This is a genomic window from Streptomyces sp. RerS4 (assembly GCF_023515955.1).
Classification (GTDB): domain Bacteria; phylum Actinomycetota; class Actinomycetes; order Streptomycetales; family Streptomycetaceae; genus Streptomyces.
On sequence record NZ_CP097322.1, the window covers coordinates 6,851,946 to 6,865,561 of the forward strand.

Annotated in this window: 11 protein-coding genes and 2 pseudogenes; 10 read left to right on the plus strand and 3 right to left on the minus strand. The window is 74.0% G+C overall.

Annotation, left to right across the window (positions count from 1 at the left end):
- Nucleotides 1–438: 438 nt before the first annotated feature.
- Complete coding sequence (locus M4D82_RS30690) at nt 439–1,059, minus strand: L-threonylcarbamoyladenylate synthase (protein WP_249770544.1); 621 nt, start codon at nt 1,057–1,059, stop codon at nt 439–441.
- Between the two features lie 198 nt (nt 1,060–1,257).
- On the opposite strand from M4D82_RS30690, the gene M4D82_RS30695 reads away from it, so the two are divergent.
- From M4D82_RS30695 to M4D82_RS30730, 8 genes are all read left to right on the plus strand, one after another.
- On the plus strand, nt 1,258–2,814 hold the full coding sequence (locus M4D82_RS30695; protein WP_249770546.1) for a L,D-transpeptidase: 1,557 nt from the start codon (nt 1,258–1,260) through the stop codon (nt 2,812–2,814).
- Nucleotides 2,815–2,923: 109 nt separating this feature from the next.
- Entirely contained in the window at nt 2,924–4,564 is a 1,641-nt protein-coding gene (locus M4D82_RS30700; protein ID WP_249770548.1) for an MFS transporter, read from the plus strand.
- Nucleotides 4,561–5,739, plus strand: a complete 1,179-nt coding sequence (locus tag M4D82_RS30705) for an anhydro-N-acetylmuramic acid kinase (RefSeq protein WP_249770550.1) — start codon at nt 4,561–4,563, stop codon at nt 5,737–5,739. The genes M4D82_RS30700 and M4D82_RS30705 overlap by 4 nt, the downstream gene beginning before the upstream one ends.
- Before the next feature lie 134 nt (nt 5,740–5,873).
- A complete protein-coding gene (locus M4D82_RS30710; protein ID WP_502989032.1) occupies nt 5,874–7,346 on the plus strand; it encodes a multicopper oxidase family protein in 1,473 nt (490 codons plus the stop codon).
- A gap of 31 nt (nt 7,347–7,377) precedes the next feature.
- Nucleotides 7,378–8,304, plus strand: a complete 927-nt coding sequence (locus M4D82_RS30715; RefSeq protein ID WP_249770554.1) for a zinc-binding dehydrogenase — start codon at nt 7,378–7,380, stop codon at nt 8,302–8,304.
- Nucleotides 8,305–8,446: 142 nt separating this feature from the next.
- Nucleotides 8,447–9,958, plus strand: coding sequence for an alpha/beta hydrolase (locus M4D82_RS30720; protein ID WP_249770556.1), 1,512 nt, complete (start codon nt 8,447–8,449; stop codon nt 9,956–9,958).
- A gap of 138 nt (nt 9,959–10,096) precedes the next feature.
- Nucleotides 10,097–10,906 (plus strand): MBL fold metallo-hydrolase, encoded by an 810-nt coding sequence (locus M4D82_RS30725; protein WP_249770558.1) that lies wholly within the window; start codon nt 10,097–10,099, stop codon nt 10,904–10,906.
- Between the two features lie 124 nt (nt 10,907–11,030).
- Nucleotides 11,031–11,678 carry a dioxygenase family protein gene (locus tag M4D82_RS30730; RefSeq protein ID WP_249770560.1) on the plus strand — a complete coding sequence of 216 codons (648 nt, stop codon included), beginning with the start codon at nt 11,031–11,033 and terminating at the stop codon, nt 11,676–11,678.
- Nucleotides 11,679–11,795: 117 nt separating this feature from the next.
- Here M4D82_RS30730 and M4D82_RS30735 read toward each other — a convergent pair whose 3' ends face one another.
- A complete protein-coding gene (locus M4D82_RS30735) occupies nt 11,796–12,230 on the minus strand; it encodes a CBS domain-containing protein (protein ID WP_249770562.1) in 435 nt (144 codons plus the stop codon).
- 124 nt (nt 12,231–12,354) lie between these two features.
- Between M4D82_RS30735 and M4D82_RS30740 the strand changes: the two are divergent.
- Nucleotides 12,355–12,631 (plus strand): annotated as a pseudogene (locus M4D82_RS30740) (TetR family transcriptional regulator); the annotation flags it as partial.
- 151 nt (nt 12,632–12,782) lie between these two features.
- Nucleotides 12,783–13,001, plus strand: a pseudogene (locus M4D82_RS30745) (SDR family oxidoreductase); the annotation flags it as partial.
- A 33-nt stretch (nt 13,002–13,034) separates the two neighbouring features.
- On the opposite strand, the gene M4D82_RS30750 reads toward M4D82_RS30745, so the two are convergent.
- Nucleotides 13,035–13,586, minus strand: a complete 552-nt coding sequence (locus M4D82_RS30750) for a heme-binding beta-barrel domain-containing protein (RefSeq protein WP_249772316.1) — start codon at nt 13,584–13,586, stop codon at nt 13,035–13,037.
- Between the last annotated feature and the right edge of the window lie 30 nt (nt 13,587–13,616).

Genomic DNA, 13,616 nt, shown 5'->3' on the forward strand with positions numbered 1-13,616 from the left:
GTCCGCGCGGCGGGGGCGGTGCCGGGCGAGTCTCCGCGCCGGTCGTGTGCCGGCGCCGGACAGGCGCCGGATGGTCCGGACCAGTACAGAGGCTGCTCGCCGCTCCCCGTCAAGCGGTGAATGACTGGAACCCTACATAAGGGATCTTGTGAAAGTCGAGGCGTCGACACCCCTATTCACGCCACGCCGGCGGACCTCTCCTCTCCGTCACGTGCGCGCCGCGCGGAGTTACTGTCGACGCGTCAAGAACGTTCATATCTAAACGAGCCACCGAGGGAGTCTTGCCGGAGCGCGAATGGAGGAATGTGCCCGGCGATCACGTGTCGGCTGGATTTCGCGCCCCTGTGGCGGATTCCGATTCCCGAACCGGAATCCGCCGTCCTTGACCATCGGGTCCCCGATCAAACGACCAGGAGATCCGTCAACCCCCGTCGACCCCTATTCGAAACGCGTCGTGTCACCCGCGCCCCGGCGGACGATTTCCGCCTCACCGCCGGAGAAATCGATGACGGTCGTCGGCCGGGTCCCGCAGTCCCCGGAGTCGACCACCGCGTCCACCACGTGATCGAGCCGCTCCTTGATCTCCCAGCCCTGCGTCAGCGGCTCGTCCTCGTCGGGCAGGAGCAGCGTGCTGGAGACCAGCGGCTCGCCCAGCTCGGCCAGCAGCGTCTGCGTCACGTGGTGGTCGGGGATCCGGACGCCGACCGTCTTCTTCTTCGGGTGCAGCATCTGGCGCGGCACCTCCGACGTGGCCTTCAGGATGAAGGTGTAGGGACCGGGCGTGGCCGCCTTGATCGCGCGGAACACGTCGTTGTCCACGTGGACGAACTGCCCCAGCTGCGCGAAGTTCTCGCAGACCAGGGTGAAGTGGTGACGGTCGTCGAGCTCGCGGATCGACCGGATCCGGTTGAGGCCGTCACGGTTGCCCAGCCGGCACCCCAGCGCGAAGCAGGAGTCCGTCGGATACGCGATGAGGGCGCCGGCCCGGATGCTGTCGGCCACGCCGCTGATGGTGCGCCGCTGGGGGTTCTCGGGGTGCACGTCGAAGTACTTAGCCATCCGCCGAGCGTACTGCTCCGTGCGGGTTCTCTTACGGGCCCGTTCGGCGGCAGGGCCGGGTTTGTGATCATCGTTTTGGCTCCAGATCGTTTTGATGCTGCCATCGGCTGCGTCCGGCTGCCATCTGCCATCGGCTGCCATCGGCCGACATGGCCGGCATCCGGCTGCCGGCCGGCGCACGAGATCTGGGAGGGCCGCGTGGCCAAGGCGTGGAAGAGGGCGTGGAGTACGACGGCGGCGGTGACCGGCGCCCTGCTGGTCGTCGCGGCGGCGCCGGGCCGGGCTCCGGAAGCGGACGCCGCCCCGGGCCCGTCCGCCGCCCCGCTCCCGGAGGCGGCCGTCACCCTGCTCGTCGGGCGGGCCGTGGAGGAGCGTGGAACGGCCGGCTCCGCCTGGTGTCCCGAACGCGCCTTCCGCGCCGAAGCCTGCGGCACTTGGCACGAACGGCGGATCCTCGCCACCGCCCGGGGCGCGGGAGCGCTCCTCCAGGACCCGGCCGCGACCCGCACGGACACCCTCCCCACGGACCCGGGAGCGCCGCTGGAGATCGCCCTCGACCACGCGCGGGCGGGCCGCCTGACGGACGTCAGCGTGCGCGACGGCCACGGTCGACACCTCGCCGGCACCCTCGGCCCCGACGGCGACCGCTGGCACAACACGGAGCCCCTGCGGGCGGGGGAGGAGTACACGGTCCGCGTCGGCGCCCAGGACGGCAACGGGACCCCGGTCGGGGTGACCATGGCCCTGCGGACGGCGCCGCCGGCCGGCATGGACACCGGCCCGGACGGCGGCGGCGACGACGGCAAGGCCGGCGGCGTACGGGCTGACGCCGAGGGCGCGGAGGGCGCCGCCGGCGCGGGACGCGACCGGCTCACCGTTGAGTTCGGGCCGCGCCCCGGCACGTACGGGGCGGGGGAGATCGTCACCGCCTCCCTCAGCCACCCGCTCCCCGCCGACGACCTCGACGCCCGCGCCGACCTGGAGCGGGCCCTCCAGGTCACCTCAGAACCGCAGGTCGAGGGCGCCTGGCACTGGGTCGACGACTCCACCCTGCACTTCCGGCCGCGCACCTACTGGCCCGCGCACGCCGTGGTCCGCGTCAGCAGCGGGCTCGACGGCATCGAGATCGGCGACCGCCACCACGGAGGCCCCTCCGAGCCGCTCCGGTTCACCGTCGCCGACCGCATCGAGGCCGTCACCGACTCCGCCGCCCACGAGATGACCGTACGCCGCAACGGACGCGTCATCAGGACCATCCCCGTCACCACCGGCAAGGCGGGCTTCCGCACCCGCAGCGGCGTCAAGGTCATCCTGGGCAAGGAGTACCGGGTCCGCATGCGCGGGGACACCGTCGGCATCGAGAAGGGCACCAAGGAGTTCTACGACCTGCCCGTCTTCTACGCGACGCGGGTGACGTGGAGCGGCGAGTACGTCCACGCCGCGCCCTGGTCGGTGGACGCGCAGGGCGAGGAGAACGTCAGCCACGGCTGCACCGGCATGAGCACGCGGGACGCCGCCTGGTTCTACGAGACGGTCCGCGAAGGGGACATCGTCGAGGTCGTCAACAGCGGCGGCGCGAAGATGCCCGCCTTCGACAACGGCTTCGGCGACTGGAACATGGACTGGCGGACCTGGCTGTCGGGCAGCGCCCTGCGCGCCGGCGCGGCGGACGCGAAGGCCCCGGCGGCCGACGCCCCGGACATCGAGGACACCGACTCCTCCCTCGCCGCGGCCCGTCTGCGCCCCACGACGTGACGGCCACCCAGCGCCACCGGCGCACCCAGCGCCACCGGCGCACCCGAAGCGCACTCCACTCCCGCCGCCGCGAGGCTTCGCGGCCGCCCGGCGCGGGTGGCCGGGACGGATGACCCCGCCGGCCCCGCCCCGCGCCCGCCCCCGCCGCGCGCTGCTCGCCGGGGCGGCCGGGAACTTCGTCGAGTGGTACGAGTTCGGCGTCTACGGCTGCTTCGCCACCGTCATCGCCGCCCACTTCTTCACGCCGGCCTCGACGGGCGGCGGTGGGTCGGGTGGGTCGGGTGGGGCGGGCCCGCTGATCGCCACGTACGCCTCCTTCGCCGTGGCGTTCTTCTTCCGGCCCGCCGGAGCCCTCCTCTTCGGCCGGCTCGGCGACCGGGCCGGCCGCCGCCCCACCCTGATCCTCGTCATCGGCCTCATGACCCTCGCCACGACCCTGATCGGCCTGCTGCCCACCCGGGCCACGGCGGGCGTCGCCGCGCCCGTCCTGCTCACGGTGCTCCGGGCCCTCCAAGGCCTCAGCGCGGGCGGGGAGTTCGGCGGGGCCGTGGCGTTGATGACGGAAAGCGCGCCGCCCGGCCGGCGCGGCCGGTACGGGGCCTGGCAATCCCTCACCGTCGCCCTCGGCCTGCTCGCCGGCGCCGCCACCGCCGCCCTGCTGGCCACCGTCCTCACCCCGGCCGCCCTCCACGCCTGGGGCTGGCGCATCCCCTTCCTGCTGGCCCTCCCCCTGGGGCTGACGGCCCTCCACCTCCGCACCACCCTCCCGCCGGAGCCCCCGCCGCCGGTGCCGCCGTCCCCCCACGTGCTGTGCGCCCTCCCGGAACCCCCTGCGCCGCCCGCCCCCGGCCGGGGCGAACCGCCGGCGTCGCCGGACCGGTCGGCGTCGCTTGACTCGCGGGCGCTGCCCGGACTCCCGGAGCCGCCCGGGCCGTCCGTCTCGGCGTGGGCGGCCGGGCACGCCCGGGGAGACGCACCTGTGCTGCCGGTTCCCCCGGAGCGGCCCGAATCCGGGCACACGCCGGCGCTGTCCGCCTTCCCGGAGCCGCCGTCGCCGCCCCGCTCGCCGGCGTCGGCGGGGCTCCCGGAGGAAGGGGTGCCCGCGCTACCCGTTCCACGCTCCGGCGGGCCGGACAGAGCGGGCACGCCCCCGCGCGGGGTCGGCGTGCGCGCCGTGCTCCTCGGGGTCGGTCGGGTCATGGGGTGGTCGGCGGCCGGGTACACGTTCCTCGTCGTCCTGCCGTCCTACCTGCAACAGACCCTCGGCGCGTCCTTCCGGGAGGCGCTGATCGCCGCCGCCCTCGCCAACCTCGGGTTCGCCGCCGCCATCCTGCCCGCCGGCATGCTCAGCGACCGGATCGGCCGTCGCCCCGTCATGCTCTGTGGCGCCCTGACCGTCACCCTCCTCGCGCTGCCCCTGCTCCACCTCCTCCAGGACCCCGCCGCCTCCGCCCCGGCCAAGGCCGCCGCCGTCCTCGGAGCCGGGGCCGTCGTCGGGCTGCTCGCCGGGCCGGGGCCCGCCATGCTCGCGGAGATGTTCCCCGCCCAGGTCCGCTGCACCGGCCTCGCCCTGGCCTACGCCCTCGCCAACGCCGTCTTCTCGGGCTGCGCGGGCTTGATCATCACCGCCCTCACCGCCGCCACCGGCGACACCGACGTCCCCGCCCTGTACGCCGCCGGAGCCTGCGCGGCCAGCGCCCTCGCCCTGGCCTCCCTGCGCGGCGACGACCACAAGAGGCCCCTGCGGTGAGGGTCGTCGGCCTGATGTCGGGCACCTCCCACGACTCCGTCGACGCCGCGGCCGCCGACCTCACCCTCGACGGCGACACCCTGCGCCTGGTGCCGCTCGGCATGATCGCCGCCCCCTACGAGGCCCCCTTGCGCGACGCGCTCACCGCCGCGCTGCCACCCGCCCCCACCACCCTGGCCGACGTGTGCCGCCTCGATACCGGCATCGGGCAGGCCTTCGCCCGCCTCGCCGCCCGCGCCGACCGCGAACTCTGCGACGACCGTGCCGAGTTGATCGCCTCCCACGGCCAGACCGTCTACCACTGGACCGACGCCGGCCAGGTGCTCGGCACCCTCCAGCTCGGCCGCCCCGCCTGGATCGCCGAGGCCACCGGCTGCCCCGTCGTCTCCGACTTCCGCCCCGCCGACGTCGCCGCCGGCGGCCAAGGCGCCCCCCTCGTCGGCCTGATCGACCTGATGCTCCTGCGCGGCCGCCCCGGCGCCCCCGCCGCCCTGAACATCGGCGGCATCGCCAACCTCACCGCCGTGGTGCCCACCGGGCCGCCGGTCGCCTTCGACACCGGGCCCGGCAACGCCCTCCTCGACGCGGCGGTACACGACCTCACCGGGGGCCGGCGCGCCTACGACGAGGACGGCGCGCTCGCCGCCGCCGGCCGGGTCCACGAGCCGCTCCTGCACCACCTGCTCGCCGAGCCCTACTACGCCCGCCCCGCGCCGAAGACCACCGGCAAGGAGCACTTCCACCGCGACTACCTGCGCACCGCGCTCGCCCGCTTCCCCGCCCTCGCCCCGTCCGACCTCCTCGCCACCCTCACCCGGCTCACCGCCCGCACCGTCGCCGACGCGCTGCGCCCCTTCGCCGTCACGGAGGTCGTCGCCTCCGGAGGCGGCACGTGTAACCCGGTCCTGATGGAGATGCTCCGCCGCGAACTGCCCACCAAGACCGCCCTGTTGAGTTCCGACGCGCTCGGACTGCCCGCCGCCGCGAAAGAGGCGTACGCCTTCGCCGTGCTCGGCCACCTCACCCTGCACGGCCTGCCCGGCAACGCCCCCGCCTGCACCGGCGCACGCGGCCCCCGCGTCCTCGGCTCCCTCACCCCGGGCCGACGCCCCCTGCGCCTGCCACCCACCCCGCCCCACCCGCCGCACCGCCTGATCGTCGAACCGCCGCGGTAGGAGGGGCGCGGTCCTGGACCGCCGCACCAGCGGGGCACGACCACGCCCGCGCACACTCTCTGCGTTCACCACCGCGTACCCGCGCGCAGGGGAGTAGCCGCGCGGGCCACCGGACCAGCACCCACGGGGGAAACATGATCACTCGACGGACCGCACTCAGAGTCGGCGTGGCAGCCACCAGCGTCATCGGCACGGGCGGCATGCTGCTGCCCGTGGTCACCGCCGCCGCCGACGAGCCCCGCTCGGCCGCCGCCGACCTCGACCCGGCCGGCATAGCCAAGTTCACCCAGCGCATGCCGCTCGCGCCGGTCCTCCAGCCGTACCTCAGCACCAGCACCACCAGCTACTACAGCATGACCCTCAAGGAGGCGACGAAGGAGATCGTGCCGGGCCTGACCACCCCGCTGCGCACCTTCAACGGCTCCTTCCCCGGCCCCGTCATCAAGGCCGAATCCGGCCGTCGGGTCGTCGTCAAGCAGACCAACAACCTCTCCCAGCCCACCTCGATCCACCTGCACGGCGGCCACGTCCCCCAGGACAGCGACGGCTCGCCGATGGACCTCATCGCGGCCGGCGGCGGCACCAAGACGTACACCTACCCCAACACCCAGCCGCACGCGAACCTGTGGTTCCACGACCACGCCCACCACCTGGAGTCGGAGAACGTCTTCCGCGGCCTGACCGCCACCTACCTGCTCACCGACGACATCGAGCGCCGCCTGGGCCTGCCCTCCGGTTCGTACGACGTTCCCGTGCAGCTGCGCGACGCCCGCTTCGCCCAGAACGGCGAACTCGTCTACGCGATGGGCGACTTCCAGCACCGCAACGTCATCCTCGCCAACGGCAAGGCCTGGCCCTACTTCGAGGTCGCGGCCCGCAAGTACCGCTTCCGCTTCACCAACACGGCCAACATGCGCTTCTTCGACCTGCGCCTCGCCGACGACTCCGAACTCGTGCAGATCGGCACCGACGGCGGCCTGCTGACCGCCCCGCACCGCACGAACTCCGTCTCCATCACCCCCGGCGAACGGGCCGACATCGTCATCGACTTCTCCCGTTACCCCGTCGGCAGCACCGTCGAACTCGTCAACAAGGCGGCGGCTCCCGGCGAACCCGTCGACCTGATCGGCCGCGTGCTCCAGTTCCGCGTCACGCGCACCGCGAGCGACGACAGCGTCGTCCCCGCCGCCCTGCGCACCCTGCCGCCCCTGGAGCCCGCCACCGTCCGGCGCGACATCGAACTGCGGATGGACGAGACCGGCAGCCCGAGCGACATGGCGTACATCAACGGCAAGACGTACGACATGGACCGCATCGACACCGAGATCGCCTACGGCGCCACCGAGATCTGGACCGTCAAGAACGTCAACCAGTTCGTCCCGCACAACTTCCACATGCACCTCGTGCAGTTCAGGGTGCTGGAGCGCAACGGCGCGCCCGTCACCGCCGGAGCCGAGACCGGCCTCAAGGACACCGTCGCCCTCATGCCCGGCGAGACGGTCAAACTCCAGGCCACCTTCACCGGCTACCGCGGCACCTACGTCTACCACTGCCACATGTTCGACCACGGCGCCATGGGCATGATGGCCAACATGCGCATCTCCTGACCCATCGTCACGACTCCCGAAGAGGCACCGGATGCACGCCCTCGTCCACGACCCGCACGCACCCATGCAACTCGCCCTGCGCGAGGCGCCGGACCCCGAGCCGCGCCACGGACAGGCGTTGGTGGAGATCGCCGCGATCTCCTTCAACTACGGTGAGATCGCCTACCGTTCCCCCCGGACGCGCCCCGGCTACATCTCCGGCTGGGACGCTGCCGGCGTCGTCGTCCGGCAGGCCGACGACGGCTCCGGCCCGCCCGTCGGGACCCGCGTGGTCACGTTCGGTTGGGGCGGCGCCTGGGCCCGGCTGCGCGCCGTGGACACCGCCGAACTCGCCGTCGTCCCCGACTCCGTCGACCTCGGCCAGGCCGCGGCGCTCCCGGTGGCCGGCGTCACCGCGCTCCAGGCCTGCCGCCGGCTCGGCTCGGTCCTCGGACGCCGCGTCCTGGTCACCGGAGCCTCCGGCGGCGTCGGCCGCTACGCCGTCCAACTCGCGGCGCTCGCCGGTGCGCACGTCGTCGCCTCCGTCGGCAGCCCGGCCCGCGCCGAGGGCCTGCGCGAGCTGGGCGCGGCCGAGATCATCGGTGGCCCGACGCAGCTGACCGCGCCTGTGTACGGCGTACTGGACAACGTGGGCGGCGTCCAACTCGCCGACGCCTTCTACCGGTTGGCGGACGACGGCATCGTCCAGGCCATCGGCAAGGCCTCGGGGGAGTCGACCACCATCGACTTCGAGCACTCCCGGGTCACCAGCGCGCGCGGACGGCTGGAGAACTTCAACATCACCACCCCGCTCGGCGAGGACCTCGCCTTCCTCCTCCGCCTGTTGGAGCAGGGCCGGCTCGACGCCCAGGTCGGCTGGCGCGGCCCCTGGACCCGCGCCGCCGAGGCCGCCGAAGGACTCCTCGCCCGCCGGATCCTGGGCAAGGCCGTTCTCGACGTCACCGCCGATACGGCCTGACACCCGCCCACCGCCGGGCAGTTCCCCCCGCCGCCCCCGCCGGGCGCGGGGGGAACCGTACGGCCACCCGGGGGATATCCCCACCAGCGGCCGGCATGCCTGCCGGATGGGTCGCCGGCCCCGCGTCGATCAGGCTTTACCCATGACCACACACCGCAGCAAGGCCCTCCTGATCGCCCTGTGCACCGCCACCGCCGCGGCCGGCCTCACCGCCGGCGTCCAGGCACGGGCGGAGGCCGCACCCGGCGCCGAAAGCCACCGACTCACCTGGCGCCCCTGCGCCAAGCCGGACGGCCCCGCCGGCCAGGAGTGCGCCGACCTGCCCGTCCCGCTCGACTACGCCGACCCGCGCGGCCCCCGGATCAGCGTCGCCGTCTCCCGCATCCGCAGCGAGCGCCCCGAGGCCCGCCGCGGCACCCTGGTCGTCCTGCCCGGCGGCCCCGGCGGCTCCGGCGTCCAGCGTCTCGCCCAGAAGGGCGCCGCCCTCCAGAAGCAGCTCGGCGGGGCGTACGACCTCGTCTCCTTCGACCCGCGCGGCGTCGGCGGCAGCACCACCGCCGACTGCAAGCTCGCCCCCGAGGACCGCTACCTCACCAGCCTGCGCGCCTGGCCCGCCCCCGACGGCGACATCACCGCCAACCTCGACCGCTCCCGGCGCACCGCCGAAGCCTGCGACCGCAACGGCGGCGCCGTCCTCGCCGGCTTCACCACCGCCAACCAGGTCCGCGACCTCGACGCCTTACGCGAAGCCCTCGGCGAGCGCAAGCTCTCCGCCTGGGGAGTCTCGTACGGGACCTACGTGGGCGCCGCCTACGCGCAGAAGTACCCCGCCCGCACCGACCGTTGGGTCCTCGACAGCAGCGCCGACCCCGACCCGACCCGCGTCGCCCGCGGCTGGCTCGCCGACATGGCCCGGGGCGTGGACGACCGCTTCCCCGACTTCGCCGCCTGGGCCGCCCACCCCGACCGCGACCGCGACGGCCTGCGCCTCGCCGCCACCCCCGACGAGGTACGCCCCACCGTCATCGCGCTCGCCGCCTCCCTGGACCGCGCCCCGAGGACCTCGACCACCCCCGGCGCGCCCCTCACCGGCAACGGCCTGCGCCAGGCCCTGCAGAACGCCCTGACCTCCGACGCCGCCTTCCCCGCCTTCGCCCGCCTCGTCAAGGCCGTCCAGAACCCGACCGGCACCCCCGCGCTGCCGCCCGAGCTGGCCCAGCCCCTGCGCGACCAGGACGCCGCCCAGCTGATCGCCGTCATCTGCAACGACGTGACCTGGCCCGCCGCGAGCCCGCAGGACCGCCAGCGCGGCGTCGACGAGGACCGCGCCCGCAGCCCCCTCACCGGCGGCATGCCCGTCAACGTCCTGCCGTGCGCCTTCTGGAAGAACACCCCCGACGACAAGCCCGTGCGGATCACCGACCGGGGCCCGTCCAACATCCTCATGATCCAGAGCCGTCGCGACCCGGCCACGCCCCACTCCAGCGGCCTGAAGATGCGCCGCGCGCTGGGACAGCGAGCCGTCCTCGTCACCGTCGAACACGGCGGCCACGGCGTCTACCTCGGCAACGGCAACGCCTGCGGCGACCGCACCGTCACCGAGTTCCTCACCACCGGCAAGCGCCCCGCCCACGACGTGGACTGCGCCGACTGACCCCGCGCCCCCACACGCCCCTCGCGCGGGCGCCGGCCGACGGCGCCAGGATGGAAGCGGGGGCGTGTCCCGCCCCGCGCCCCCGCGCGGTGTCGCCGCCTCCCCGATCCGATCCCCCAGCAGGGCGTGGAGACCGTCATGAGCAGCACGCACGCGGTGGGACCCGACACCACCGTCCTCGCCGATTGCCTGGAGGTGCCCGGGATCGGCTTCCTCCCCGTGAACACCTTCGTCGTGAAGGCCACCGAGCCCGTCGTCGTCGACACCGGGCTCGGCCTGCCCGACCGGGACTTCCTCAACACCCTCGGTTCGGTCATCGACCCCGCCGACGTACGGTGGATCTGGCTGACCCACCCCGACCGCGATCACACCGGTGGCCTCTTCGCCCTCCTCGACGCCGCCCCCGCCGCACGCGTCGTGACCACCTACGGCGGGGCGGGGATCATGTCCACCGAGCGGCCGCTGCCGCTCGACCGTGTCTACCTGCTCAACCCCGGCCAGTCCTTCGCCGTCGGCGACCGCACCCTGCACGCCTTCCGGCCGCCGCTCTTCGACAACCCGTGCACCGTCGGCTTCTACGACGACCGGTCCCGCACCTGCTTCAGCTCCGACTGCTTCGGCGGCCCCCAGCCCACCGCCGAGGCCGCCACCGGCCCCGACGTGGCCGAACTGGACCCGCGGGACATCCGCGAGGCCCAGCGGTTCTGGGCGAGCGTGGACAGCCCCTGGCTCCAGATCGTCGACCGGGACCGTTTCCTCGCCACCGTCGACCCGCTGCGCGAGATGGATCCCGAGACCATCCTCTCCACCCACCTGCCCCCGGCCCGGGGCCTGACCCCGCGCTTCCTCGACACCCTCACCACCGTGCCCGGCCTGGACCCGTACGTGGGCCCCGACCAGGCGGCCCTGGAGCAGCTGCTCGCGAGCTTCGAGCGACCGGGCGGCTGAGGCTCGGCCGCGGGTCGCGTCGTCGGGCCGTGTCGGTCGTGGCGGCGGGCCGAGGGTTCGGGCACGGTGGGCGCGATGGGCGGCCGTCCGCGTGCGTCGCCCCGCACCACCGAGAGGGGCGCGCATGGCCGAGTACCACACCTCCCGCACCAGTCGGCGCACGGTCCTGCTGGCCGCCGCGCTGACCGCCTCCTGCGGGGCCCCGACGGACCGACCGGCCTCCGCCGCGCCCCCGCCGGGCTGCGTGCTCACCGCCGAGGCGGGGGAGGGCCCGTACTACCTCGACCTCGACAAGGTCCGCTCGGACATCACCGAAGGCCAAAAGGGCGTGCCCTTCCGACTGGACCTGACGCTGGTGCGGGTGTCGAACGGCTGCCGGCCGCTCGCGGACGCGGCGATCGACGTGTGGCACGCCGACGCCGCCGGCGACTACTCCACCGGCGGCGCCACCTTCCTGCGCGGCACCCAGGTCACCGACGCGGCGGGCCGCTGCGCGTTCCACACCATCGTCCCCGGCTGGTACGCGGGCCTCGCCCCGCACATCCACTTCAAGGTCCGGCCCGACTCCGGCAAGGGCACGACCTCGCAGTTCTTCTTCCCGGAGCCGCTCCTGCGGCAGGTGTACGCCCGCCACCCGTACGCCCGCCGCCCGGCCCCCGCCCACCCCAACGAGCGCGACGGCCGCTACCGCGAGACGGGCGCCACCATGACCCTGGCCCCCGTTGCCGAGGCGGCCGGCTACCGCGCCGCGTTCACGGTGGGCATCGCCTGAGGGTCGTCCAACGGACGCGGCCGGGCACCCCGTCCGGCCCGGGGGGTCTTGTCCGGGGCGGGCGGCCGGCCGTCCGCCCGCCCGAGCCGTGCCGTGCGCCGTACCGTGCGCGTGCGATCAGTTCGCGGCGTAGACGCGTATCGCGAACTCGGCGATCTCCTCGTCCGACAGGTTCTTCGCCAGGTTCGCCTCCGTGATCATGCCGACCAGGCGGTGGCCGCCGGCCACGTCGATGACGGGCAGCCGCTTGATCTGGTGGACCTCCATCGTGTCCACCGCCTCCTGCGCGGCGGCGTCCGCGTCCACCCAGTGCAGGGTGCCGGCCAGCTCCCCGGCGCGGACCGAGGCCGGGTCCTTGCCCTCGGCGCAACACTTCACCACGATGTCGCGGTCGGTGATCAGCCCCTGGAGGCGCTGGTCGTCGCCGCAGATCGGCAGGCAGCCGACGTTCAGGTCGCGCATCATCCGCGACGCGTCCAGCAGAGTCTGGTCCTCCCGGACGCACATCACGCCGCTCGTCATGATGTCCCGGGCCCGCAGGTTCCTGCTCATCGCTCCTCCTCGGCTCTCGATCGGCTCTCGGTTCCCCTTTCCGAGCACACCACGGATGGCCCACCCGGGCGCGTTGGGACATTGTTGAATGATCGTTCCAGACCGCCTTGTGATCTTGGACGTCGGCAGCAAGCACGAGCTGTCCCTCAAGGCGCTCGACCGGTACGTCGACTCGGTCGACCCGCGACTCGTCGCGGACCTCTCGCGGCCCGGACCGGCCCTGCCGGCCGTACGGGAGCCCGTCCGCCGCTACGCAGCCGAGGCGGCCGCGCGCGACCCGCGCGGGCCCGGCCCGCCTGATCCTGGTGCTGCTGCAAGGGGTGCGCGTCGTGGGGAAGGCCTCGCCGGGCCCCGCACGCGTGCGCGACGCGGTCGAGCAGGCGCTGAGCCTGCTCGACTGACCACACCACACTCTCGCATGCCCGAATAATGAACCGGCCGGTCAAAAACAGGGGGGACGGCATGGGGAGGAGCACCGCTTCCACCGACGCCGGTACCGACACCTGGGGGACTCGCCGTGGGGGCCGCCGACATCGCGCTGCTCGCCCTCACCGGCTCACCCTGGGCAGCCCCGGCGTCTCCGCCGGGCCCATGTCGCCGCACCCGGGCGAGACCGAGGCCCACCGCGCCGAGCGCGTCAGGACGGAGAACCCGCTCGGTCGGGTCGCGGAGGCCGAGGAAGTGGCGGCCGCCGTCCTCTACCCGGCCTCGCCCGCCGCCGGCTCCGTGGTCGGCACCGACCTGGTCGTCGACAGCGGATCCTCCGTCTGAGATCGCGAGGCCGCGAGGCCACCCGCGTACTGCTCAGGAGGAGCGGCGCCGCAGGCGTGTCGTGAGGTGGTGCTGAAGGGGCTGCCCGACGGCCGCCATGTCGTGAACCACCGTCAGCAGGTCGCCGTCCAGGCTGTAGTGGCGTCGCGTCGCGGTGACCTCCTTGGCCAGCGGGGTCAGCGCCACGTCCTTCGTCTCGATCTCGATCTCCGTACCGGACACCCGCCCCACGTACGTCTCCACGATCCCGGTGGGGTGGGCGAGCACCACCTCCAGACCCGCGTCGGGAGTCACCCGCCACCACCCCGCCTCGCGCCCCGCCGGACGCACCGGCGCCCCGGCCTCGTCCACCAGCCACGCGCGGGCCTCGTAGCGCAGGAAGGGGCGCCCGTCGTGGCTGAAGGTGACCTCCTGCTCGTAGCGGAAGTCCTGCTCCAGGGTGGGGTACTGGCCCTGCCCCCGCCCGTGCCAGCGGCCCAGCAGCGGCAGCACCGGGGCCAGCAGCGGGTGCGGCTGCGCGCCCTCACCGAGGACGTGACTGTCGGGGTACGGATTCTCCCGCACCGATTGCGCCGAATCGAACATGTTCACCCTGTCTGTTCGTGGAAACCGCGG